The organism is Aminobacter sp. MET-1 (assembly GCF_026521175.1).
GTDB lineage: Bacteria > Pseudomonadota > Alphaproteobacteria > Rhizobiales > Rhizobiaceae > Aminobacter.
The window spans coordinates 309017-333206 of record NZ_JAMSHL010000004.1 but is presented as its reverse complement, the minus strand read 5'-3'; the positions used below and the strand labels follow the sequence as shown (position 1 = coordinate 333206).

At 64.3% G+C, this 24190-nt stretch carries 24 protein-coding genes and 1 tRNA gene; 11 read left to right on the top strand and 14 right to left on the bottom strand.

The features are described from left to right. The first annotated feature begins 100 nt into the window (after nt 1–100). The gene (purH, locus tag NDO48_RS08475) at nt 101–1717 is read left to right on the top strand and encodes a bifunctional phosphoribosylaminoimidazolecarboxamide formyltransferase/IMP cyclohydrolase (protein WP_267321301.1); all 1617 of its coding nucleotides are present in this window, start codon (nt 101–103) and stop codon (nt 1715–1717) included. Between the two features lie 43 nt (nt 1718–1760). Here purH and NDO48_RS08470 read toward each other — a convergent pair whose 3' ends face one another. The 3 genes from NDO48_RS08470 to NDO48_RS08460 all read right to left on the bottom strand — a co-directional run bounded on the left by NDO48_RS08470 (nt 1761) and on the right by NDO48_RS08460 (nt 8857). Further along, a complete protein-coding gene (locus NDO48_RS08470; RefSeq protein ID WP_267321300.1) occupies nt 1761–3137 on the bottom strand; it encodes an MFS transporter in 1377 nt (458 codons plus the stop codon). Nucleotides 3138–3252: 115 nt separating this feature from the next. Beyond that, a complete protein-coding gene (locus NDO48_RS08465) occupies nt 3253–8058 on the bottom strand; it encodes an NAD-glutamate dehydrogenase (protein WP_267321299.1) in 4806 nt (1601 codons plus the stop codon). Between the two features lie 184 nt (nt 8059–8242). After that, nucleotides 8243–8857, bottom strand: a complete 615-nt coding sequence (locus NDO48_RS08460) for a LysE family translocator (RefSeq protein ID WP_267321298.1) — start codon at nt 8855–8857, stop codon at nt 8243–8245. A gap of 214 nt (nt 8858–9071) precedes the next feature. Between NDO48_RS08460 and NDO48_RS08455 the strand changes: the two genes are divergently transcribed. Then, entirely contained in the window at nt 9072–9386 is a 315-nt protein-coding gene (locus tag NDO48_RS08455; RefSeq protein ID WP_018430181.1) for a YciI family protein, read from the top strand. Nucleotides 9387–9447: 61 nt separating this feature from the next. Here NDO48_RS08455 and typA read toward each other — a convergent pair whose 3' ends face one another. From typA to NDO48_RS08440, 3 genes are all read right to left on the bottom strand, one after another. Continuing rightward, a complete protein-coding gene (gene typA / locus NDO48_RS08450) occupies nt 9448–11268 on the bottom strand; it encodes a translational GTPase TypA (protein ID WP_018430182.1) in 1821 nt (606 codons plus the stop codon). A 132-nt stretch (nt 11269–11400) separates the two neighbouring features. Further along, a complete protein-coding gene (locus tag NDO48_RS08445; protein ID WP_267321297.1) occupies nt 11401–12360 on the bottom strand; it encodes a small ribosomal subunit Rsm22 family protein in 960 nt (319 codons plus the stop codon). A gap of 19 nt (nt 12361–12379) precedes the next feature. After that, entirely contained in the window at nt 12380–14428 is a 2049-nt protein-coding gene (locus tag NDO48_RS08440; protein WP_267321296.1) for a M3 family metallopeptidase, read from the bottom strand. A 130-nt stretch (nt 14429–14558) separates the two neighbouring features. On the opposite strand from NDO48_RS08440, the gene NDO48_RS08435 reads away from it, so the two are divergent. Together NDO48_RS08435 and NDO48_RS08430 are read left to right on the top strand one after the other, a co-directional pair. Then, nucleotides 14559–15035: a MarR family winged helix-turn-helix transcriptional regulator gene (locus tag NDO48_RS08435; RefSeq protein WP_018430185.1), complete on the top strand. Its 477-nt coding sequence runs from the start codon at nt 14559–14561 to the stop codon at nt 15033–15035. Then, on the top strand, nt 15032–16282 hold the full coding sequence (locus tag NDO48_RS08430; protein WP_267321295.1) for a multidrug effflux MFS transporter: 1251 nt from the start codon (nt 15032–15034) through the stop codon (nt 16280–16282). Before NDO48_RS08435 ends, NDO48_RS08430 begins: the two co-directional genes overlap by 4 nt. A 17-nt stretch (nt 16283–16299) precedes the next feature. Here NDO48_RS08430 and NDO48_RS08425 read toward each other — a convergent pair whose 3' ends face one another. The 5 genes from NDO48_RS08425 to NDO48_RS08405 are packed head-to-tail and all read right to left on the bottom strand — an operon-like array spanning nt 16300 to nt 18876. Beyond that, nucleotides 16300–16704, bottom strand: coding sequence for a DUF4440 domain-containing protein (locus NDO48_RS08425; protein ID WP_018430187.1), 405 nt, complete (start codon nt 16702–16704; stop codon nt 16300–16302). A gap of 33 nt (nt 16705–16737) precedes the next feature. Then, on the bottom strand, nt 16738–17496 hold the full coding sequence (locus NDO48_RS08420; protein WP_267321294.1) for a DUF429 domain-containing protein: 759 nt from the start codon (nt 17494–17496) through the stop codon (nt 16738–16740). After that, nucleotides 17493–18395 (bottom strand): pyridoxal kinase PdxY, encoded by a 903-nt coding sequence (pdxY, locus tag NDO48_RS08415; protein WP_267321293.1) that lies wholly within the window; start codon nt 18393–18395, stop codon nt 17493–17495. The genes NDO48_RS08420 and pdxY overlap by 4 nt, the downstream gene beginning before the upstream one ends. After that, complete coding sequence (locus NDO48_RS08410; protein ID WP_018430190.1) at nt 18395–18619, bottom strand: hypothetical protein; 225 nt, start codon at nt 18617–18619, stop codon at nt 18395–18397. The genes pdxY and NDO48_RS08410 overlap by 1 nt, the downstream gene beginning before the upstream one ends. After that, nucleotides 18619–18876: a hypothetical protein gene (locus NDO48_RS08405; RefSeq protein ID WP_018430191.1), complete on the bottom strand. Its 258-nt coding sequence runs from the start codon at nt 18874–18876 to the stop codon at nt 18619–18621. Before NDO48_RS08405 ends, NDO48_RS08410 begins: the two co-directional genes overlap by 1 nt. Before the next feature lie 102 nt (nt 18877–18978). On the opposite strand from NDO48_RS08405, the gene NDO48_RS08400 reads away from it, so the two are divergent. The 5 genes from NDO48_RS08400 to ppa all read left to right on the top strand — a co-directional run bounded on the left by NDO48_RS08400 (nt 18979) and on the right by ppa (nt 22445). Continuing rightward, nucleotides 18979–19614 (top strand): LemA family protein, encoded by a 636-nt coding sequence (locus tag NDO48_RS08400; RefSeq protein ID WP_018430192.1) that lies wholly within the window; start codon nt 18979–18981, stop codon nt 19612–19614. A gap of 32 nt (nt 19615–19646) precedes the next feature. Further along, a complete protein-coding gene (locus NDO48_RS08395; RefSeq protein WP_267321292.1) occupies nt 19647–20504 on the top strand; it encodes a TPM domain-containing protein in 858 nt (285 codons plus the stop codon). A 6-nt stretch (nt 20505–20510) separates the two neighbouring features. Then, nucleotides 20511–21149, top strand: a complete 639-nt coding sequence (locus NDO48_RS08390) for a TPM domain-containing protein (protein WP_267321291.1) — start codon at nt 20511–20513, stop codon at nt 21147–21149. A 148-nt stretch (nt 21150–21297) separates the two neighbouring features. After that, the gene (locus NDO48_RS08385; protein WP_267321290.1) at nt 21298–21804 is read left to right on the top strand and encodes a GNAT family N-acetyltransferase; all 507 of its coding nucleotides are present in this window, start codon (nt 21298–21300) and stop codon (nt 21802–21804) included. Between the two features lie 104 nt (nt 21805–21908). After that, entirely contained in the window at nt 21909–22445 is a 537-nt protein-coding gene (gene ppa / locus NDO48_RS08380) for an inorganic diphosphatase (RefSeq protein WP_018430196.1), read from the top strand. A gap of 62 nt (nt 22446–22507) precedes the next feature. On the opposite strand, the gene NDO48_RS08375 is transcribed toward ppa, so the two are convergent. The 3 genes from NDO48_RS08375 to NDO48_RS08365 all read right to left on the bottom strand — a co-directional run bounded on the left by NDO48_RS08375 (nt 22508) and on the right by NDO48_RS08365 (nt 23840). After that, nucleotides 22508–23116 (bottom strand): hypothetical protein, encoded by a 609-nt coding sequence (locus NDO48_RS08375; RefSeq protein ID WP_267321289.1) that lies wholly within the window; start codon nt 23114–23116, stop codon nt 22508–22510. A gap of 108 nt (nt 23117–23224) precedes the next feature. Then, entirely contained in the window at nt 23225–23539 is a 315-nt protein-coding gene (locus NDO48_RS08370; RefSeq protein WP_018430198.1) for a DUF167 family protein, read from the bottom strand. Between the two features lie 10 nt (nt 23540–23549). Then, nucleotides 23550–23840: a YggT family protein gene (locus tag NDO48_RS08365; protein ID WP_026227641.1), complete on the bottom strand. Its 291-nt coding sequence runs from the start codon at nt 23838–23840 to the stop codon at nt 23550–23552. On the opposite strand from NDO48_RS08365, the gene NDO48_RS08360 reads away from it, so the two are divergent. Further along, nucleotides 23839–24054 carry a hypothetical protein gene (locus tag NDO48_RS08360; protein WP_267321288.1) on the top strand — a complete coding sequence of 72 codons (216 nt, stop codon included), beginning with the start codon at nt 23839–23841 and terminating at the stop codon, nt 24052–24054. The genes NDO48_RS08365 and NDO48_RS08360 overlap by 2 nt on opposite strands. A gap of 18 nt (nt 24055–24072) precedes the next feature. Continuing rightward, nucleotides 24073–24148, top strand: a tRNA-Ala gene (locus tag NDO48_RS08355). Nucleotides 24149–24190 lie beyond the last annotated feature (42 nt).

Here is a 24190-nt window from a genome sequence, read left to right as displayed (position 1 = left end):
AATAGGTGGTCGGCCGGCTGCGCGCCTTGATTTCCGGGCCTCATGTGCTAGGCCGCGCGCAAGCAAAGTTTCCCCTCCCAACTTTGAAGGGCCCCCAGCCATGGCCGTCGTTTCCAAGAAGATTCCCGCTCCCGATCTGGTGCCGGTCCGCCGCGCCCTGCTGTCGGTATCCGACAAGACAGGGCTGATCGATTTTGCCCGCCGCCTCGCCAATGTCGGCGTCGAGCTGGTCTCGACAGGCGGCACCGCCAAGTCCATCGCCGCCGAAGGCATTGCCGTTCGCGACGTCTCCGAACTCACCAACTTCCCCGAGATCATGGACGGTCGCGTCAAGACCCTGCACCCGTCGGTGCACGGCGCGCTGCTCGCCGTCCGCGACGATCCCGAGCATGCAGCCGCCATGGTCGCCCACGGCATCGAGCCGATCGACCTTGTGGTGGTCAACCTCTATCCTTTTGAGGAAGTCCGCAACGCCGGCGGCGACTACGCTTCCATCGTCGAGAACATTGACATCGGCGGCCCCGCCATGGTGCGTGCCTCGGCCAAGAACCACGCCTATGTTGCCATCGTCACCGACCCGGCCGACTACAAGGACGTGCTCGACGCCATCGTCGCCAACAACGGCGCCCTGCCGCTCGCTTTCCGCAAGAAGCTCGCGGCCAAGGCTTTTGCCCGCACCGCAGCCTATGACGCAGCCATCTCCGGCTGGTTCGCCGACGCGCTCGAGATCGAGAATCCCGATTGGCGCGCCTTCGGTGGCCGCCTGCAGAGCGTCATGCGTTATGGCGAGAACCCACACCAGCAGGCCGGTTTTTACCTGACCGGCGACAAGCGCCCGGGCGTTGCCACCGCAACCCAGCTCCAGGGCAAGCAGCTCTCCTACAACAACATCAACGACACCGACGCGGCCTTCGAGCTGGTCGGCGAGTTCGATTCGGTCCGCACCGCCGCCGTCGCCATCATCAAGCACGCCAATCCATGTGGCGTGGCCGAAGGTGGCTCGCTCCGCGAAGCCTATGAGAAGGCGCTCGCCTGCGATCCGGTGTCGGCCTTCGGCGGCATCGTCGCGCTGAACCGCATTCTCGACGCCGAGGCTGCCGAGGAGATCGTCAAGATCTTCACCGAAGTCATCATCGCGCCCGACGCCACGCCCGAGGCGCAGGCCATCGTCGCCGCCAAGAAGAACCTGCGCCTTCTGGTGACAGGCGGCGTGCCCGACCCTGATCGCGCCGGCATTGCCGTCAAGTCGGTGGCCGGCGGCCTCCTTGTCCAGTCGCGCGACAATGCCATTGTCGACGGCCTCGACCTCAGGGTCGTCACCAAGCGCGCGCCGAGCCAGCGCGAGCTGGAAGACCTGAAGTTCGCCTTCCGCGTCGCCAAGCACGTCAAATCGAACGCCATCGTCTATGCCCGCGACCTCGCCACCGTCGGCGTCGGCGCCGGCCAGATGAGCCGCGTCGATTCGGCTCGCATCGCCGCCCGCAAGGCGCTGGATGCGGCCGAAGCCGCCGGTCTGGCAGAGCCGCTGACCAAGGGTTCGGTGGTCGCCTCCGACGCCTTCTTCCCCTTCGCCGACGGCCTGCTTTCAGCCGTAGAAGCCGGCGCCACCGCCGTTATCCAGCCGGGCGGCTCGATGCGCGACGACGACGTCATCGCCGCCGCCGACGAGCATGGCATCGCCATGGTCTTCACCGGCGTCAGGCATTTCAGGCACTGAAGCAAGCCACTTTACCTTCTTCCCTTGTGGGAGAAGGTAAAGGTTACTTCACCTGATCAGCCGGATAGGGCGTGCGCAGCAGCACGAGCAACCCGATGGCGAGGAACAGGATGATCGTCGCCATGCCGAGCCGCGGCGAGCCGCTGGTTGCTGTGACCGTGGCGACCATGAACGGCGCAAGGAAGCTTGTCGCCCGCCCCGACAGCGCGTAGATGCCGAAATAGCGGCCGGCCTCGTCGGCCGAGACACTGCGCGCCATGTAGGAACGCGACGACGCCTGCACCGGGCCAAAAGCAATGCCGATGAGCAGGCCGAAGGCGATGTAGGCCTTCTCCGCCGGCGTCGAGAACAGGCCGGCCGTGTCGCTGCCCGGCATCTGCCAGACCCCGAACAACGTATAGCCAGGGCCGGTGGAGACGATGCCTATCGTCGCAATGGTCAGCAGCACCAGCGACACCAGCACCACGACCTTCGATCCCAGTGCCGTATCGAGCCGGCTTGCCACCAGGCAGCCGAAGATGGCAACGACATTGAGGATGATGCCGTAGATGCCGATCTCGGTGATCGTCCATCCGAACATCGCCGCAGCAAACGCCCCACCGAGGCCGAGCAGCGCATTGACGCCATCCTGGTAGATCATGCGGGCAATCAGGAAGCGGAAGATGCCGCTGCGCTTGCGGACTTCGCCCAGTGTCGACTTGAGCTCGGAGAGCCCCTCGCGCACGGCAGGCCTGATGGCCATGCCCTTGCCGCTGTCGGGCGTGAAAAAGAACATCGGCAGGATGAAGATGAAGTACCACAGCGCCGAGATCGGACCGGTGGCGCGAGCATCTTCGCCCAGCTTGGGGTCGATGCCGAACAGTGGGTCGGCACCTATGATGGTCTTGCCGGTATCCGGCGATGCAGCCAGGAAGCCGATGACAAAGATCAGGACGATCATGCCGCCGAGATAGCCGAGCCCCCAGGCGATGTTGGAAATCTTTCCGATCTCTTGCTTGGACACCAGCCGCGGCATCATCGAATCGTTGAAGACGATGGAGAATTCGGCGGCCACCGACGCGAGCGAAAACAAGAGCACGATCGGCACGAGCGGCGAACCCGGTTCGGCATACCAGAGCATGCAAAGGCTGGTGATCTTGATCGCCGCGAAGAAGGCAATCCACGGCTTGCGCGGGCCGGTCTGGTCGGCAATCGAGCCGAGCACCGGTGACAGGATGGCGATTACCAGGCCGGCAATGGCGATACCGTAACCCCAGGCGGCCTGGCCCATGGCTGGGTCGGTCGCCATGCGTGAGACGAAATAGGGTCCGAAGATGAAGGTCGTGACTACGGTGAAGAAAGGCTGGGCTGCCCAGTCGAAGAACATCCAGCCCCAGATGCCGCGGCGCGGCGTGCGTTCAGCAACCATTACGTCAGCCATCGTTCCTCCGCGCGCTCCCCTGATGCGCCCGACAATGCCATAGCGCAGTTGGCTTGCACGACCCTTGACGAAAAAGCCCGCCGCGACAAGCGCGGCGGGCCATATTGGGAACTGGTCAGCGGGCAGACAGGTCTGTCATCAACCCGGCGGCCACCGTCAACCTGGACACGGTGATGTCGCCGCCTTCGGTCAGCGCCTGCAACCGCTCGCGGATGCGGCCGATGCCTTCACCGCCTGCCTCGAGCCACGCCGCCACCGGATCGGCAGCGCCGGCATGTCCCGTCAGCGCCGCAACCGCGATACCCCGCCGTGCCGCGCCGATCGTGTCGGTCGCACGCGACAGTGCCAACCCCTCGTAATAGTCAGAGGCGGTGATGGTGTTCGCGGCATCTTCGATGCGCGGGATGCGGAACGCTTCGCTGACGCCGAAGAAAGCCTTGGCGGCGGCAACGATGTCGGCCTTGGCAGTTTTTGCCACCAGCGCGATGTCGGGAACCAACTCGCCGACCTCGAGCAGCGACAGCCGCTCGGCCAGCTTTTCCGGCGCACCCGCAGCCGCAAAACCGGCCTTGCGGTTCTGGATACGGTCGCGGGTGAAGGCGGGCAGCATGCCGGCTAGCTTGTGCTCGAGGGCCGTGCGGACCTCCTGCAGTTCGGCGATACGTACTTCCAACGGCGCGTCGCTGTGGTCGTTGCGCAGGTACCAGCCGCTGGTCGCAAAGATCAGGCGGCTGACTGCCTGGTAGAGGTCGAGCTGCAGCGTGCCGTCGACGACATTGTCGAGGGCGTCAATCTCGGCATAAAGCGCCGGTAGCCCGAATCCGTCGCGAATGACAGCGAATGCACGCGCGACATCGGCCGCCGTCCGCCCGCTGGCCTCCTGCAGGCGATTGACGAAGGACGGACCGCCACGGTTGACCAGGTCGTTGACCAGTACCCGGGTGATGATCTCGCGACGCAGCCGGTGGCCGCCGATCTCGGCCTCGTATTTCTTCGCCATGCGATTGGGGAAGTAGGCCATCAGATCGCGCACCAGATGTGCATCGTCGGGCAGGTCGCTGGCGATGATGTCGGAGAACTGCACGATCTTGGCATAGGCAAGCAGCACGCCGAGTTCGGCCCGCGTCAGGGGCTCGCCGCGTGTCTGGCGTTCGGCCAGCGCTGCGGCACTCGGCAGGTTTTCCACGGCACGGTCGAGCAGGCCACGGCCTTCAAGCGCACTCATGAAGCGCCCCTGATGAGCGATGTCCTGCAAACCGCGCCGCTGCGCCAGCGACAGCGCCAGCGTCTGCTCGTAGTTGTTGGCCAGCACCAGGCCGCCCACCTCGTCGGTCATCTCGGCCAGCAGCTTGTTGCGGGCTGGGCGCTGCAGTGCCCCCTTCCGCATGGCCGATGCCAGCGCGATCTTGATGTTGACCTCGACGTCGGACGAGTTGACGCCGCCCGAATTGTCGATGGCATCCGAATTGCAGCGTCCGCCCTTGAGGCCGAACTCGATGCGCGCCCGCTGGGTCACGCCGAGATTGGCGCCCTCGCCGATCACCTTGGCGCGCACCTCGTTGGCGGTGACGCGGATGGCATCGTTGGCGCGGTCGCCGACTTCGGCATTGGTCTCGCCGGCCGCGCGGGCATAGGTGCCGATGCCGCCGAACCACAGGAGATCGACAGGCGCCTTGAGGATGGCGTTCATGATCTCGGTCGGCGAGGCCGTCGTCTTGTCGAGGCCGATTGCGGCTGCGGCCGCCGGCGACAGCGTCACCGACTTCTGCGACCGCGACACGATCGCGCCGCCGACCGACAGCTTGGTCTTGTCGTAGTCCTGCCAGCTTGAGCGCGGCAGGTCGAACATACGCTTGCGCTCGGCAAACGACGCCGCCATGTCAGGATCGGGATCGATGAAGATGTCGCGATGGTCGAAGGCCGCGATCAGCTTCGTCTGCTCGGACAACAGCATGCCATTGCCGAACACGTCGCCCGACATGTCGCCGACGCCGACCACGGTGAATGGCGAGGTCTGGATGTCGCGGTTCATCTCGCGGAAATGCCGCTTGACCGCTTCCCAGGCGCCGCGCGCGGTGATGCCCATCTTCTTGTGGTCGTAGCCGGCCGAACCACCCGAGGCAAAGGCATCGTCCAGCCAGAATCCGTGTTTCTCGCTGATACCGTTTGCCGTGTCGGAGAAGGTCGCCGTGCCCTTGTCGGCGGCGACGACGAAATACGGATCGTCGACGTCGCGGCGCATCACGCCAACAGGCGGCACGACATGGTCGCCCTCGATGTTGTCGGTGATCGACAGCATCGACGAGACGAAGTTGACATAGGCCGCCTTGCCCGCCTCGAAGACGGCGTCGCGGCTGCCGCCCACGGGCAGCCGCTTGGGGAAGAAGCCGCCCTTGGCACCCACCGGCACGATGACGGCGTTCTTGACCTGCTGCGCCTTCACCAGGCCCAGCACCTCGGTGCGATAGTCCTGGGCACGGTCCGACCAGCGCAGGCCGCCGCGTGCGACCGGGCCGAAGCGCAGGTGCACGCCCTCGACCTCCGAGCCATAGACGAAGATCTCGCGCCACGGCCGCGGCTCCGGCAGCCCCTCGACACTGCGCGAATCGAGCTTGATCGCCAGTGACTGGCCCCGCTCCTTCTTGCCGGTCACGAAGTGGTTGGTGCGCAGCGACGCCTCGATCAGGTTGACGTAGCGCCGGATGATGGTGTCGTCGTCGATGTTGGGCACGCCTTCCAGCGCGTCCTTGATCTTGGCCTTGAGATGCTTGGCCGTGACCAGCCCATCGTTCTCCTGCGCCGGGTCGAGCCGGGCGACGAACAGCTGGTGCAGCCCGCGCGCGATATCGGGATAGCGGTTCAGCGCTGCCGCGATGAAGTCCTGGCTCTGCGGGATCCCGGCCTGCTGCAGATAGCGGCCATAGGCGCGCAGGATGACGATCTGGTTGGCGCCGAGGCCGGCGGTCTGGGCGAGCGCATTGTAGCCGTCATTGTCGGCATCGCCGTTCCAGACCGACAGGAACACCTCTTCGAACAGAGCGCCCCCGTCGTCGAGGTCGATCGGTTGGCCGTAGGCGTTCTCCAGCTCCATGTCGTGGATGAAGATCTGGTCTTCGCCCTTCTCGCCGAGCTCGAAAGTGCGCTCGCTGATGACGCGGAAGCCCATATTCTCGAGCAATGGCACGCGCCGCGACAGCGCCACCGGCGCGCCGTGGTGATAGATCTTCAGCGACGCCTGTTCGGGCGCCTGGCCGGCATCGCGATAGCAGTCGATGACGATCGGGTTGGACGGGCCGATGCTGGCAATACGCCCGGCATCGACAAGGGCGGCCGCCGGCGAGAAGCTGTTCTGGTAGTCCTGCGGGAAGTGGTTGGCGAGGCCGACCAGCGAAGCGGATGAACCTGCTTCGGCGGACGCCTCACGCAAGCCGTCCTCCCAGGTGCGAACCATGTCGCGGATCGCTGCCTCGATGTCCGACTGCTCGACCTTGGGCGTCTTGCCGCCGGAGCGGCCGATGATGAAGTGGACACGCGCCAGGCCGCCTTCCGGGAAGGCCGGATAATAGGCCGACAGGCGGCCTTCGAACACGGTCTTGAGATAGGCGCCGATCTTTTCGCGCACCACCGAATCGTAGCGGTCACGCGGCACGAAGACGAGGATGGAGACAAAGCGGTCGAACTGGTCGACACGCACCAGGGCGCGAACCCTGGGACGCTCGATCAGACCGAGGATCGCCTCGGAATGCTTGCGCAGCGTCGGCACGGCAACCTGGAACAGCTCGTCGCGCGGATAGGATTCGAGCACGTTGATGAGCGCCTTGCCCGAATGGTCGGCGGGGTCGAAGCCCGACTTGTGGAGCACCGTCTCCGCCTTGGAGCGCAGATAGGGGATCTTCATCACCGAACGCGTGTAAGCCGTCGAGGTGAACAGGCCGACGATGCGCAACTCGCCCGAAAGCTGGCCCTTGGCGTCGTAGGTCTTGACGCCGATGTAGTCGAGATAGGCGCGGCGGTGCACTGCCGACTTGGCGTTGGCCTTGGTGACGATCAGCGGATCCGGCCCATGCAGGAAGGCGCGGATTTCAGGGGTCGTCGAGGTCGCATCGACCGTGTCGCGGCGCAGAACCAGGACGTCGGGATCGGCGAGTATGCCGAGGCCCTGCTTTTCGGCGCGCTCCAGCGTGCCGCTCTTCTCGCCACCGGTGTATTTGAACTCGCGCATGCCGAGGAAGGTGAAATTGTCATCGCGTAGCCATTCGAGAAAGGCGATGGCTTCCGTCACCGCGTTCTTTTCGAGCGGGATCGGCGCGTAGCGGAACTCGGAAATGGCCTGGTCGAGGCGGGCCAGCATGCGCTTCCAGTCGGTCACGCAGGCGCGCACCTGGCCGAGCAGCTTCTTCAGTCGCTCGCGCAGCGCTTCCGCCGCTTCCTTGCCCTGTGCCGGGATATGCACATGGATGACGCTGATCTTGTCGGCGCCTTCGTCGCCCTTATGGGCACCGCTGTCGCTCAGGATCTCTTCGACGTTCGAGCGGCCATGGCGCACATGGATGACCGGATGGGTGACGAACACCGGCTCGCCGGCGGCGTCGGTGATCTCGCCCAGCACCGAATCGAACAGGAACGGCATGTTGTCGTTGACGACGGTCACGACCGTGACGGGGCGTCCGTGGCGGACGACACCCGCGTCGGTCTCGATGTCGATGACCGACGAGCCCTTGCGGTGCTTCATGACCGCCTTTTCAGCCAGCTCGGCGGCACGCTCGAGCATGCCGGGCTCGTAATCGGCCACGTCCTCTGCCGGCGCGCGGGCAAGCAGGAGCTCGAGCAGTTGGGGCGGTCTGTTGGCGGGTTTGGTGGATTTCGATGAAGAAGAAGCGGCCTTGGCGGTTTTTGCCTTGGACTTCACGGATGCGGCCATGACGTCAGTATCTCCCGTCCCGTCATATGCTTTGAGACTATCGTAGCAGAAGGCCTGCCTATAGCGACAAAGGTTTGACGGAAGGTTGGGAAAATGCCCGCAAACAGGGCAAGAACTGCCTAAAAACAAGGCTTACGCAGCGTCCGCAAGGGTCACTGCACAAGCACTCTCGATCAAATATTCATCATGACCTTGCGGCAATCGCCGCCGCGGCCCCGGCCATGGTGCCGGCACTCACCCGATTCGCGATTCGCATCGCCCTTTTGCTGCGCAGGAGTTTGCGCGCCTGGGCCGCCGCAAACACCCAGCCGAAATCGATGGCGATCAGCACGGCAGCCATCGTGACCGTCAATTCCAGCCAGCCGACAACGGTCACCGCAGCGAGGTCGATGATGGTCGGCAGCAGTGCGAGATAGAACATCATGATCTTGGGATTGCCGAGTGTCACCGCCATGCCAGCGGCAAACAACCGCCAGGGCGAATCCTCGCGCGGCATCTCGTTGCCTTCGGTTTCGACCGGTGCGGTCCACATCTTCCAGGCGAGATAGACCAGATAGGCGACGCCGGTCCATTTCGCCGCAACGAAGGCGTAGTGGAAGCTCTGGGCGACGACAGCCAGGCCGAACACGGCAAGCGACAGCCAGATTGCCTCGCCGATCCACATCGCCGCCAGAAACGGCAGCACATCGCGAAAGCCCTTAGAGATGACACGCGCCACAAGGGCCGCGATCGAAGGCCCGGGGGAGCCGGCCGCAACCAACAGGGCGCCGGCAAAGATCAGAAGCGAAGTCGGTTCCACAGTCGTTCCCTCAATCTGGCCCTCAATCCGCCCGCGAGAATTTATGGCAACGGCAAAAACTTGCAACCTGCGGAAAAGAGCCAGGCCCGACGGCGCAAGTTGATGAGGCGCCGCGCGAGACGAACCTTGCTCGCGACAAGCTTCGGGCGGATGATTTGCCTGCGCCGGCCCGATACCGGAAGGCCCGGCATGGCGGCGTCAGGGAGAGCAGGTCATGGCCAAGTTTCTCTACATTTACCACGGCGGCTCGGTGCCGCAGTCGGAAGAAGAGGGCGCCCGGGTGATGAAAGCCTGGATGGATTGGTTCGCCACGCTCGGCGCCGCCGTCGTCGACGGCGGCGCGCCGGTCGGCAAGTCGCAAACGGTTGCCACCAATGGTTCTGTGACGAACGACGGCGGCGCGAACCCGACGAGCGGCTATTCCATCGTCGATGCCAAGGATGCGGCTGATGCAGCCCGCATGGCCAAGGGCTGCCCAATCCTGCAGGCAGGAGGCTCGGTGGAACTAGCACCCATCGTGCAGATGTAGCCGCAAACAAAAAGGGCGCCTCCGGTGGAGACGCCCTTTCGATGTTCCGGAGAGCCGGGGCTTATGCCGCGCCCTTCGACTTTTCGAAGCGCTTGCGCTCGTTCGGGTCGAGATAGAGCTTGCGCAGGCGGATGGTCTTCGGCGTCACTTCGACCAGTTCGTCGTCCTGGATCCAGGCGAGAGCGCGTTCCAGCGTCATGCGGATCGGCGGGGTCAGCTTGACCGCCTCGTCCTTGCCGGCGGCACGGATGTTGGTCAGCTTCTTGCCCTTGAGCACGTTCACTTCCAGGTCGTTGTCACGGCTATGGATGCCGATGATCATGCCCTGGTAGACCTTGACGCCCGCGTCGATGACCATCGGGCCGCGGTCTTCCAGGTTCCACATCGCATAGGCGACCGATTCGCCCTGTTCGTTGGAGATCAGGACACCGTTGGTACGGCCGGGCAGCTCGCCCTTGTAGGGCTGGTAGGAGTGGAACAGGCGGTTCATGACCGCCGTGCCGCGCGTGTCGGTGAGCAGTTCCGACTGGTAGCCGATCAGGCCGCGCGTCGGCGCATGGAACACCAGGCGCTGGCGGTTGCCACCCGAAGGACGCAGCTCGACCATCTCGGCCTTGCGCTCCGACATCTTCTGCACGACGACGCCGGCATGCTCCTCATCGACGTCGATGACGACTTCTTCGATCGGCTCGAGCAGGTTGCCGTCTTCGTCCTTCTGCATCACGACGCGCGGACGCGACACGGCCAGTTCGAAGCCTTCGCGGCGCATCGTCTCGATCAGAACGGCCAGCTGAAGCTCGCCACGGCCCGACACGAAGAACGAATCCTTGTCGGCCGACTCTTCGATCTTGAGCGCGACGTTGCCCTCGGCTTCCTTCATCAGACGGTCGCGGATGACGCGGCTGGTAACCTTGTCGCCCTCGGTGCCGGCCAGCGGCGAATCGTTGACGATGAAGGACATGGTGACGGTCGGCGGATCGATCGGCTGCGCATGCAGCGGCTCGGTCACGGCCGGGTCGCAGAAGGTGTCGGCGACGGTGCCCTTGGAAAGGCCGGCGATGGCGACGATGTCGCCTGCCTGCGCTTCCTCGATCGGCTGGCGCTCGAGACCGCGGAAGGCCAGGATCTTGGAGACGCGGCCGTTTTCGAGCAGCGAACCGTCATGATGCAGGACCTTGACGGCCTGGTTCGGCTTCAGCGTGCCGGAGTGGATACGGCCGGTGATGATGCGGCCGAGGAACGGGTTGGCCTCGAGGATGGTGCCGATCATGCGGAACGGGCCGGGGTTAACTGCCGGTGCCGGAACGTGCTTGAGCACGAGGTCGAACAGCGGCGCGAGGCCCTGGTCCTTCGGGCCTTCCGGATTCTCGGAAACCCAGCCATCGCGGCCCGAACCGTAGAGGATCGGGAAGTCGAGCTGTTCGTCGGTGGCGTCGAGCGCTGCGAACAGGTCGAACACCTCGTTGATGACTTCCTGGTGGCGCGCATCGGGACGGTCGATCTTGTTGATGACGACGATCGGCTTCAGGCCAACCTTCAGCGCCTTGCCGACCACGAACTTGGTCTGGGGCATCGGGCCTTCGGCCGCGTCGACCAGCACGATGGCGCTGTCGACCATCGACAGGATGCGCTCGACCTCACCGCCGAAATCGGCGTGGCCAGGGGTGTCGACGATGTTGATGCGGGTGTCCTTCCAGTCAACCGAAGTCGCCTTGGCCAGGATGGTGATGCCGCGTTCCTTTTCGAGATCGTTCGAATCCATCGCGCGCTCTGCGACACGCTGGTTTTCACGGAACGAGCCGGATTGCTTAAGGAGCGCGTCGACGAGCGTGGTTTTGCCATGGTCGACGTGCGCGATGATCGCGATATTGCGGAGGTTCATATATCTACTCGGGAGCGTTGCCGGCACTGCCTGTCGACGCGCCGCGTTTTCGGTTGGCGGGCTCATACAGGTTTTTTCGCAGATGCGAAAGGGGGGCGAGCAAATCCGCCGATTTTCCGCTCGCCGGCAAGGTTACAAAATGTCGCCCCAGTCGGCGCGGCGCGCGCGCTTGAACAGATCGCCGTCGCGTTTGGTCACGAGCTTCTCCTCAGCCGAACCGTCGGCGAGGCAGAGCTTGAGGCCGACCTTGCCTGAGCCGCCGTGGGCTGGGGCTAGCACCCGGGCGCCAAAGGCTTCCGCCGGCTGCCGGGATGCTGCGAGGAAAATATACTTCTCGTCCTCCCACGGCACATCGCCGCGCTTGGTCAGACGATGCAGGCGCGAACGGGCGACGCGGCGCGAGAAATGGCACCAGTCGGGCTCGACAAGCGGACATGGTTTCGAATGCGGGCATGGCGCAACCAAGTGGGCGCCCTGCGCGACCAGCTGTTCGCGCACGGCCATCACACGCTTCCATCCGGCGGGCGTGCCGGGCTCTACGATGACAAGCAGGCCCTCCGTCGCCGCCCAGAGCCGCCCGACCAGCGCTTGCCCTTCCGCCGGCGACAGCTCGTCCAGCACATAGGCAAGCGTCACCAGATCGGCCTTGCCCGCCTCGATGGCCTTGCTTGCGTCGGCGACCGTCCATTCGACGCTGTCCAGTCCGGAATGGGCTGCAAGCGCCTCGCCGACCTCGCGGATCGACGGACTGGCCTCGAGCATCCTGGCGGATGCCAGCGACGACCAGCAATCGGCCGCGGCCCAGAGTGCCGTGCCCGGCCCTGCTCCGACGTCGAACAGGGTCTTCGGCGCAAAATCCGGCATCAGCTCGGCAGCGCTTTCGAGGCTGGCCCTGACCGCTGCAAAGGTTGCCGGCAGCCGCGTCGCCAGATAGGCGCGGGCATACATCTCGTCCGACAGATGCAGCCGGCCGTCACGCACCTCGGCCCGGTAGCGGACGGACAGCGTGTCGGCAGCACGCTGCAACTCGGCCAGCGGCACGCCTTCCAGCGCCCGATCGACCGCCGCCCGCAATGCTGCCGGTAGTTCCATGTGCCTGCTCGTCCGCGACCTAAACCAGACCGCGCTTTTCCATCATCGCCTCGGGCGACGGCATCTTGCCGCGGAAGGCCTTGTAGAGTTCCTCAGGATCGGCAGAACCGCCTGCAGAATAGATGTGCTTGCGCAGCTTCTCGGCCATGTCGGCATTGAAAGCGTCACCGGTTTCCTCGAAGGCGGCGAATGCGTCGGCATCGAGCACTTCCGACCACATGTAGGAATAATAGCCGGCCGAATAGCCCTCGCCCGAGAACACATGCAGGAAATGCGGCGTGCGGTGGCGCATGACGATGGCCTCAGGCATGCCAAGATCACCAAGCGTCTTTGCCTCGAAGGCAACCGGGTCGGCCGGCGCATCGGGGCGCGCGTGGTAAGCCATGTCGACCAGCGCCGATGAGGTGAACTCGACGGTGGCAAAGCCCGCGCCGAAGGTCTTGGCCGCCAGCATCTTGTCGAGCAGCTCCTTCGGCATCGCCTTGCCGGTCTTGTAATGCAGCGCGTGCTTCTCCAGCACCGCCGGCACCGTCAGCCAGTGTTCATAGAGCTGCGACGGTAGTTCGACGAAGTCGCGGCTGACCGAAGTGCCCGATACCGACGGCCAGGTGACGTCGGTCAGCATGCCGTGCAGCGCGTGGCCGAACTCGTGGAACAGCGTCTTCGCCTCGTCGAGCGACAGAAGGGCCGGCTCGCCTGCGGACGGCTTGGCGAAGTTCATGATGTTGTAGATGATCGGCGTAGCGCCCTTGCCGAGCTTGTAGCCCGACTGCAGCGAGCTCATCCACGCACCCGAGCGCTTGGACGGACGGGCGAAATAGTCGGCCAGGAACAGCCCCCGCTTGCTGCCGTCGGCATTGAACACCTCGAACACCCTGGCATCGGGATGCCAGGCGGCAATGCCGGGCACTTCCTTGAAGGTGATGCCGAACAGCCGGGTGGCCACGTCGAAGCAGGCGTCGATGATGCGTTCGAGCTGGAGGTAGGGCTTCAGTTCGGCTTCGTCGAAGGCGTATTTCTCGGCGCGCAGCTTTTCCTGGTAGAAACGCCAGTCCCATGCCGCAAGCTTGTCGTTGCTGCCGGCGCGGGCTGCCAGGCGCTGCAGCTCGGCCTCGTCGGCGGCGGCCTTCTCGCGCGCCTTGTTCCACACCGGTTCGAGCAGCTCCATCACGGCCTTCGGCGTCTTCGCCATGGTGTCGTCGAGCTTCAGCGCCGCATAGCTGTCATAGCCGAGCAGCTTCGCCTTCTCGGCACGCAGCCTGAGCGTGTCGCGCACGACACCGGCATTGTCGGTGGTCCCGCCCGTCTCGCCACGGCCGGCAAAGGCCCTGAAAGCCTTTTCGCGCAGGTCGCGCCGCTCGGAGAAGGTGGTGAAGGGTTCATAGATCGAACGCGACAGGGTGACGGCGTATTTGCCCTTCTGTCCGCGCATCTCCGCCGCCTGGGCCATCGCACCGCGAACGAATTCCGGCAGGCCGGCAAGGTCGCTTTCGTCGAGGAACAGCGCCCATTCCTTCTCGTCGGCGAGCACGTTCTGGCCGAACTTCGCACCGAGCGAGGCTAGCTCCTCCTGGATCGCAGCGAGGCGCTTCTTGCCTTCGGGGTCGAGCTTGGCACCCGAACGGACGAAGCCCTTCCAGGTTTTTTCCAGCACCCTCAGTGCCTCGGCGTCGAGACCGAGCGAGGCGCGGCGGGAATAGAGGTCGTTTATGCGGGCAAACAGCTTCTCGTTCATCGAGATTTCCGAGAAGTGCCGAGCCATTTTCGGCGAAATCTCGCGTTCCATCGCCTGGATCGCATCATTGGTGTGGGCACCGGCGCGGCACCAGAAGATCGACGACACATGGTCGAGCGCCTCTCCTGCCAGCTCCAGCGCCTCGAGCGTATTGGCGATCGTCGCCGGCTCGGCATTGCTGGCGATCGCCTCGACCTCGGCGGAATGCGCGGAAAGCGCTGCGTCGAACACAGGCCCGAAATCGCCGTCTTCGATCCTGTTGAAGTCGGGCAGGCCAAGCGGCCCGGTCCAATGGGTCAGCGGATGGCGCGCGAGATCGATCGTGGCGGACATGAACAGCTTCCTTGATTGGCATTCGGTGCGGACCGTCACGATGTAGGGCCGCGCTCGATGCGGCGCAACCGCCTTGACTTGCGCCAGGCGCCAAACTAAGGAACCCATATAATAAGGTTTACTTACTAAAATGGTCAATTCCAGTGACACCGACACCTTCGGCTTCATCGTAAACGACATTGCCCGGCTCATCCGTGCCGAGATGGACCAGCGCTGCGCCGATGCCGGCCTCGGCCTGACCACTGGCGAAGGCCGCGTCCTGCTCAATGTCAGCCGCACCGGTCCGATCCGCCAGGCAGCGCTCGCCGAACGCCTGGGCATCGAGGCGATGACGCTGAGCGGCGCGCTCGACCGTCTGGAAACCAAGGGCTTCGTCGAGCGCCAGCCCGATCCGGCCGACCGCCGTGCCAAGCTGGTGACGCTGACGGATGCGGGCACGTCAGTGGTCGCGCAGATCGAGCCCATCGCCTCGGGCATCCGCAGCGATGCCGCCCGCGGCATCGACCCCGACGAGTGGCAGCGCCTGCTCCTGGCATTGCGCGCCGCCCGCGCGAACCTCGTTGCAGCGCGCGCCGAAACCCAGTCCAGTGAGAGCGCGGCGGCATGAACATGCGTACTGACATCGCCGCCGCAGATTCCGTAGCCGCGCCCGAACCGATCATGAGCGAGCGCCGGGTGTCGCTGATCGGCGGCCTGATGGTTGCCATCGGCCCGATCTCGCTCGCCCTGTTCACCCCGGCCATGCCGGAGATCGTCAACGCCTTCGGCACCACCGAAGCTGCTGTGAAGATGACGCTGTCGCTCTATTTCGGCGGTTTTGCCTTCGCCCAGCTCGTCTGCGGACCGCTGTCCGACGGTTTCGGCCGCCGTCCGATCACGCTCGTCTTCATGGCGATCTATCTCGCCGCCAGCGTGCTGGCGCTGCTCGCCCCCAACATCGAAACGCTGGTCGCCGCCCGCTTCCTGCAGGGTGTGGGTGCTGCGGTGGGCGTTTCGGTTTCCCGCGCGGTCGTCCGCGACGTCTTCACCCATGAGCGCTCCGCCCGCATCATGAACATGATCGGCATCCTGCTTGCCCTCGGACCTGCAATCGCGCCGACGCTGGGCGGCCTGACGATGGAGTTCTTCGGCTGGCATGCCATCTTCATCGTCATGGTGCTGCTGGGTGTCGTCGTTATGCTGGTGACGGTCTTCGCCCTGCGCGAAACGGTGCAGCGCGACCTGAGCCGCATTCGCCCCGGTGCTCTCTTCCGGTCCTACGGGTCGCTGCTGTCGAGCCCCTATTTCGTGCTCTGCAGTCTCGTCATCGCCGGCACCTCGGGCGCCATCTATACGCAAGCGACCGTGCTCGCCTTCATCCTGATGGAGCGTGTCGGCCTGACCGCAACGCAGTTCGGCCTGGGCATGCTGATGCAGACGGCCAACTTCATGCTCGGCGCGCTCATCACGCGCCGGCTGATGCCGCGCTTCGGCGCCCCGCGCCTTGTGCCTGTCGGTCTCGTCTTCGTCGCGCTTGGCTCGATCTCGATGGCCGTGGTGCTGCGCCTGTACGAGCCGACCTTCCTGCTCGTCATGGGTCCGATCGGCATTTACGCTTTCGGCATCGCCATGGTCCTGCCGGCAATGATGACGGCAGCCCTTGCGCCCTTCCCCAAGAATGCCGGCGCGGCATCGGCGATGATGGGCTTTTTCCAGATGGGCGCGGGCCTCGTCGGCGGTACGATCTCGGCGATGATCGGCGATCCGGTGACGGCGCTCGCCACCGTCATCCCGATCATGGGGCTGATGGCCATCGTCTCCTGGCTGACATGGAGCCGGTTACCCGAACCGTCCATCATGACTCGGCTGAAATAGCGATCTGGCGACGGCAGCTAGATGCCGTCGCAATCCTCGCCGATGGTCATCTGCGTGTTGGCGACGATCAGGCCATTCTTGGTGGTGAACGTCTCGCGCATGGTCATGTCGTTGTTGGGAAAATCGTAGCAGGCGAGCACGGCGACGGTGTCGCCCATCTCGCTCTCGACTCTGTGGCGGATCTTGGCGCCTTTGACCGCCGTCTGCCATTCGTCCATCGAGGCGATGAACTCCTCTTTGGTCTGGGTGACGCCGAGATCGTCGAGCCTGATGGTGGCGTCTCTGGCGAGAAGCTCGGACAATGCGGCCCTGTCGGCCACCAAAAGCGCGTCATACCAGCGGTCGACGACACTTTCCTGCGCCACAGCCTCCAGCGCCGCAAACATGGTAACCGCAGCCGCCATCGCCTGGATCGTCTTCATCGCCGCGCCTCCGCAATGAACCTTCCAGTAGACTTAAGCCCGGAGGGCCACTGGAATGCCATAGCTATCGCGCCCCGGTGGCGTCGGGAATGAACGGGTTTCGTTCCGGCGGTGCCGATCTGCAACAAGCATCATGGCGCAGGCATCGAGGAAATCGTCTTCGGCAGCACCGCGCGGCGGCACACGGTCGAGGAAGCCGCGTTCATGGCCGACGCGCGCCAGAAGCGCCTTGCGCTCTTCCATGCCATCAGGATTGACCCTCCCCTTGATCTTCTTGGGCAGGCTCATCGCCCGCTCGTCATTGAGCCGCCAGAAGGCCACCTCGGGATGCGACTCGATCACCCGCTCGCGCAACGCAGGCCTTTCGACCATGAGTGCGTCGATCTCACGGATCTTGGAGAAGATGCCAAAGGCCTGGATCGACACACCGCGCGGCGGCTCCGACGTCTTGAAGGCCACCTCGCTCGCACGGCGATGGGCGGCATACCAGGCGTCGAGGTCGGTGAATTCAGCGGTGTCGGCATAGACGGCGGCCCGCGACGGGATCGAAAATACGCTCGATTGCCTTTGGCCGAGCAACGGCCGCACCAGTGCTTCAGGCCCGCGCCCGCCGCGACCGGAAAAGTCAGGCAGGCCGATCGGCATGTCGACAGCAACAATCGCATCGTCTGGCAACGCCGCCAGCAGTTCGGAGAAGGCTGAGAACACCATCGCCTCAGGCATCATTCCCGCGTCACGCCGGATCACCGCGACCCAGCCGGCCTTGCAGCCATCGACGCCGGCAACCGTCACACCCTTGGTTCCGCGCCGGCTTTCCGGCTCCGCGACGGGTGGATGAGCGTCCGAAGTTCGACCTGCGCCATCGGATGCGACAGGCTCTGTGCATCGGTCTCGAGCTGCAGCTCGTCGCCACCACGCTTGGAGGTGCGTGCCAGAATCTCGTAGACCGCCGCCGTGGTCGACTGCAGTGCCTTGGCCATCGGCTGGCCGGCAAGCAGGCGGGCAAGGAACACGGCGGCACTGAGGTCGCCCAGGCCGTTGGGCGGCCGATCTACGGTACGGTGCTCTGCCAAAAGTGCCTGCGTCTGCGTGACAAGCAGGTTGCCGGTGCCACTGGCCATCATCGCCGGCGCCGACGTCACCAGCATTGTCGGCGGCGGCGCGGCGAGCGCTGCCGCCATCGTCGCGCGCATGTCGTCGAGCTTGGTATCGGTCAGCCATTCCAGCTCGTAGCGGTTCGGCGTGGCGATGTCGGCCAGCGGCAGCAGTTGATCGCGCATGCCCTGTGCCAACGCCTCGGCGACATACAGCCCGCCCTTGTCGCCGATGACGGGATCACAGACGTAAAGCGCTTTCTCGTTACGCGCCTTCACTGCCTTTACCAGCGACGCGACCGCCGCCACCTGGCCAGGCTCGCCGAGATAGCCCGACAGCACCGCGGTCACCTCGCCGAGCCACGGCGCCCGTTCGAGATCGGCCATCAGCGCTGCGAACTGTTCGGTCGGCGGCACGATGCGGGTGGCCCGGCCGTGCCCGGGATGCCAGGGCAAAACAACGGTCGGCACCGCCCACACCGGATGGCCCAGCGTCTCAAGCGCGAACACCGCCGCGCGGTTGCCCACCGATCCGCGCGCCACATGGCTCGACACGACGATGACCGCGCGTGGCGCAACAGACTGTTCAATGCTCATCAGGTTTTTACCACCGCTAAGTAAGACAATAGCCAGAAGAAAAGCGCGACGGCCAACACAGCGCCCAGCAGAATGTGCAGGCCGTTGGACGTCTCTCCCTTTTCCTCCGCAGCATATTTGTGGCGTGCGACAAAGCAGCGACCGCCATGGTCGCTCTCGCGTGACAGCCGTTCGAGGGCGCGGCGCGACTCCGCCTGCCCCTCGTCCTCACTGCCCGTTGCCATTATCCGCCTCGAACGAGAAAATTGATCAGCCACAGCAGCAGGCCAACCGTCAGCACAACGCCGAGAATGCGCCCGATGCGCGTGCCGATATGCTCGATGGCATCGGTCTTGTCGACATCGGCCGCATTGAGATGGTCACGGAACTGGCCGGTCTTGCGCGTCACATAGGACGTGCCGCCGCCCTCGCTCTCCCGCGCGATGCGATCGAGGATGCGGCGCGATTCCTTTTCGCCATCGCTGTCCCTGGGCGATGCCATAGTCAAACGTCTCCCGGCACCATCGCCTGAGCGCATACCGGTTTTCTCGGCGCGCGTTTGTGATAATGCTTTGGCATTCGCTGCTTTGTCGAGGACATTCACATGCAGATGCGCGCTTCGTCGGCACTTCCTTCCTTCCGTCTCCTCCCGGCATTCATCTTCATGATGCTTGCCGTGCCGCTGCTTTCGGCTTGCGGCTACAACACCATCCCGACGCAGGAAGAACAGGCGAAGGCAGCCTGGAGCGAAGTGCTGAATCAGTACCAGCGCCGCGCCGACCTGATCCCGAACCTTGTGGAGACGGTGAAGGGTTATGCCTCGCACGAAAAGGACACGCTCGAAGGCGTAGTCGAGGCCCGCGCCAAGGCAACCCAGGTGACGGTCACGCCCGAAACGCTCACCGACCCCAACGCCTTCAAGGCATTCCAGGACAACCAGGCCGGCCTGACCAGCGCCCTGTCGCGCTTGCTCGCCGTGGTCGAAAACTACCCCGACCTCAAGGCCAACCAGAACTTCCTCGCCTTGCAGGCCCAGCTCGAAGGCACCGAAAATCGCATTGCAGTCGCCCGCCGCGACTACATCGAGGCCGTGCGCGTCTACAACACCACGCTCAAGACCTTCCCGTCGATGATCTGGAACTCGCTGTGGTTCCGCAACCAGCCGTTCCAGAATTTCACCGTCGCCGAAGACAAACTCGAAGCGCCAAAGGTGAATTTCGGCACCAAGCAGGGCGGCTGATGTAGCGTTGCACCCCAAGTGAAGTGGCAGCAATGACCTTGAGAGCGGGCGCCTGGACACCCCCTTCTGGCCTGCCGGCGCTTCTGGCGTTCCTGCTTCTGCTGTTCGCCGCCCCGGTTTTCGCCGCCGAACTCCCCGCCCTCACCGGCCGTGTCGTTGACGACGCCAACATCATCGACGCCGCCACCAAGGCCCAACTCGTCCAGAAGCTCGAGGCCTTCCAGCAGAAATCCTCCGACCAGATCGTCGTCGCCACAATCCCGAGCCTCGATGGTGAGGAGATCGAACCCTACGCCAACCGCCTGTTCCGCACCTGGAAGCTCGGCCAGGCCGGCGAGGACAACGGCGTGCTGCTGATCGTCGCGCCCAATGACCGGCGCATGCGCATCGAGGTCGGCTACGGCCTCGAAGGTTCGCTCACCGACCTGCACACCAAGCTGATTATCGAAAACACAATGGTGCCCGCCTTCCGCGGCGGCGACTTTTCCGGCGGCATCTCCAAGGCCGTCGACGACATCATCATGGTCATCGAAGGCGACGGCGCTGAACTCGAGGCGCGCGCCAAGCGCAACGAACAGAGCCAGTTCTCGGGCCTCAGCGAAGATGACATCCTCATGTTCGTCTTCATAGCGCTTTGGGCGACGTTGTTCGTCGGCGGCATCGCCATGGCCATCCTGCCGCGTATTTATGGCCGCAAGCTCGGCCCCGGCCGCTACATCTGGCTGGGCATGACCTTCAACTACAACCAGCGCTCGGGCGGTGGTTCAGGCGGCTGGAGTTCCGGTGGCGGCGGCTTCTCGGGTGGAGGTGGTGGCTGGTCTTCGGGCGGCGGCGGCTTTTCCGGCGGGGGCGGCTCCTCCGGCGGCGGCGGCTCCTCGGGAAGCTGGTAGGGCGACATGAGCGAACCGACCTTGAACCCTGACGACCACGCGCGCATCGCCGCAGCGATACGTGCGGCGGAGGCCGAGACCTCGGGCGAAATCTATTGCGTGGTCGCCCGCCGCAGCGACGGCTATTTTTTCCCCGCCGCCTTTGCAACGACACTCGGCATCGTGCTCGTCAGCCTCGTGGCGGCCTTTGCACTTGAACACTGGTGGATCGCGGTGCGCCTGTCGCACTTCGTAGCCGTGCAACTGCTCGCCATCGCCGCCGCCTGCGCGCTGCTTTGGTGGCTGCCTGGCCTCAGGCTGTGGCTGGTGCCGCGCGGCCTCGCCTATCGCGCATCGCACGCCAATGCGCTCAGGCAGTTCTATGCCCGCAACGTCCACCTGACCACGGCGCGGACAGGCGTGCTCGTCTTCGTTTCGCTCGCCGAGCGCTACGCCGCTGTTATCGCCGATGCCGGCATCGATGCCAGGGTCGAGCAGGAAAAATGGGACGGCGTGGTGCGCGATCTCATCGATCACGCCCGCCGCGATCGCCTCGCCGACGGCTTCGTCGGCGCCATATCGAGTGTCGGCGCCCTGCTGTCGCAGCATTTCCCCGTCACGACCGACGACGTCAACGAACTCGACGACCATCTCGTCGAAATCTGACCCAGACCGGACGTCAGGGCATCGCCGCGTCCGGTGAGTCCATTTGGACACACCGCCTGCACAACTGTTCCCAATCGCGTGAAAGGGCTTCGGCCGCCGGCGCCCGACACTTTGCAACGCGCCATCAGCGGTTTATGGTTAAAAAACCATGAACACGCTGACAGTCGACATCAGGAAAGCCGAACCCCGCGACGCGGATGCCATCGCCGAGGTCCATCACGAAGCATGGCGCGGCGCCTATGCCGGCATCATCCCGCATCGCGCCCTGACCTCGATGATCAATCGCCGCGGCGGCGAATGGTGGGCCAATGCGATCCGTCGCGCTGCAACCGTGCTGGTGATCGAGATCGGCGGCAAGATTGCCGGCTATGCCACGCTTGGCCGCAACCGCGCCCGCGAACTCAAGCAGCAGGGCGAGATCTACGAGCTTTACCTGCGTCCGGAATGCCAGGGCATCGGCCTCGGCAGCCGCCTGTTCTCCGCCGCCCGCCAGCGCCTTTCCGACCACGGCCTCAAGGGCATGGTGGTGTGGGCGCTGGAGGAGAATGAGAACGCGCTCGCCTTTTATGCTGGTGCCGGCGGCCGCGACATAGCCGAAGGCGTCGAGGTCTTCGACCAGAAAGCCCTCAAGAAGGTCGCTTTCGTATGGGAGTGACGCCCCGGGCACGCCTTTCGTCGCAATAGCCCGATATCAATATTGCATTGCACGCGCGGCCCAAGGCGTTTATCGGGAGGCACCTTTAATTCTGGAGCCTCCCCATGCGCATCGATGCGATTTCGATCGGCAAGAATCCGCCTGAAGACGTCAACGTCATCGTCGAGGTGCCCGTCGGCGGGCAGCCCATCAAGTACGAGATGGACAAGGAAGCCGGCACGCTGGTCGTCGACCGCTTCCTCTACACCCCGATGACCTATCCGGGTAACTACGGTTTCGTTCCGCACACGCTCTCGGGTGACGGCGACCCGATCGACGTGCTGGTCTGCAACACCCGCCAGCTCATCCCCGGCTGCGTCATCAACGTGCGGCCGATCGGCGTTCTGGTCATGGAAGACAATGCAGGCGAAGACGAGAAGGTCATCGCCGTGCCGTCGCCCAAGCTGACCCGCCGCTACGAAAATGTCTTCAACCACACCGACCTGCCGGAGATCACCCTCCAGCAGATTGAGCACTTCTTTGCCCATTACAAGGATCTCGAGCCCGGCAAGTGGGTCAAGATCGGCGGCTGGCACGATGCCGCCTATGCCAAGAAGATGATCGTCGAGGCCATCGAACGCGCCAACGCCCTGAAGGCCTGAGGCCTCCGGCTTAACGCACGGCCAGGTAGATGTAAGGCGCGGTCGGCTCTGCCAGCCGCGCCTTAGTTTTGCGTCTTGCCTTCCGAATAGAACACCGGCATCGGCTCGCCGACCAGCACGCGCTCGTCGGCGCCGCAGGCGAAGTCCCGGGCCTGTTCGTCGGCGATCTTGCGGGCGGTATCGTTGGCGCCGGGCTTGCCCGATGCCAACACCAGGGCGACCACACAGCCTTCCGGCTTGCCGGGCTGGCCGACCTTCGACACCACCAGCACCTCGATATCCTTTTCCTTGCCCTCCAGATCGGCCTGGACATGCCAGCGCCGGATGGTGGCAAAGGGCGTCGATTTCCCCTCATGGGTTGAGACGCGCCACTCGGTCTTGTCCATGGCTCCGTTGAACGTTTCGAAGCTCTGCCAGGCTATGTCGACGAAGTCCGCCGGCGGAAAACCGTAAAAGATGTTTTCCCTGAGGTCGCTCTCGAACACCAGCACCGGATAGCCGCCATATCCCGGGCAGACCCGGTGGACGAAACCGCCGTCTTCGCTATCAGCCTGTTCGAAAATGACGCAATCGGCCTCGGCCCTGGTCTCGACATAGGCGCTCGAAATCTCTTCCGCCGCCACCTGATGCCACGGCATGGCAAGTGCCATCGCCAACAACAGCTTCCGCATTCCAGCCTCCCTCGCACCACGGGGGGAGGATAACCACGGCGCGAGCAACGCACAATATGCACGCAAAAGGCGAGCAACTGGATGAAGGCTTTAGCCTGAGATGCCTGCTCAGGCTTTTGCTAGGGCCGCCACCGACTTGGCCAACTCGGCCGGATCGCCGGAAACGCGCACGGTCTTGAGCCGCGACGTCCCGCCGGCGACCACTGAAACGGAGTTCCTGGGAATATCCAACGCCCTGGCGAGCAGCTTCTCCAGCGCCGCATTGGCAGCGCCCTTTTCGGGCACCGCCCTCACCCGCGCCGCCAGATGGCTGCGCCCGTCGGCGGTCGTCTCCACGCCTTCAACCGCATCCTTCGACGATTTCGGCGTCAGCCTGACGAACAGATCGACGCCATCGTCGCGGTCGCGGAAGAAACCGGACACAACAGCCCGGTCAGAGCACCATCGGCGCGATGGTGGTCGCGATGAACTGGCGGATGAAGAACAAGATGAGCAAAAGGATGATCGGCGAGATGTCGATACCGCCGAGATCGGGCATAAAACGGCGGATCGGCCGGAGCGCCGGCTCGGTCAGCTTGTAGAGCATGTTGCCGATGGTGCCGACGAACTGGTTGCGCGGATTGACCACGTTGAAGGCATAAAGCCACGAGAAGATCGCCGAGGCGATGATGATCCACCAGTAAAGGTCGAGAGCCAGGACAACAGTCTGAATGAGGGCGAGCATGCCGTTCTCCAATGAATTGCCGACATTTAGCCATTGCACGCTTTTGCGGCAAGACCCGGCGGTGCTGTGCCGACCGACAACCACTGCTCTCGAGCCGGGTATCGGCTCCTGGCTGGAGGAGGCGCAATGGGCAGGAGCAACAACAAAACGCAGCGGCAACTGCAATGCCGCTGCGGAAAACGCTTGCTTGACATCGGCCCTCGAGCGTCAATAAATGCGCCATCCGCTGGATGGGGCTGTAGCTCAGCTGGGAGAGCGCGTCGTTCGCAATGACGAGGTCAGGAGTTCGATCCTCCTCAGCTCCACCAGCGGAAATCACCAAAATACAGCCCTCATACCGGGCTTCCGTA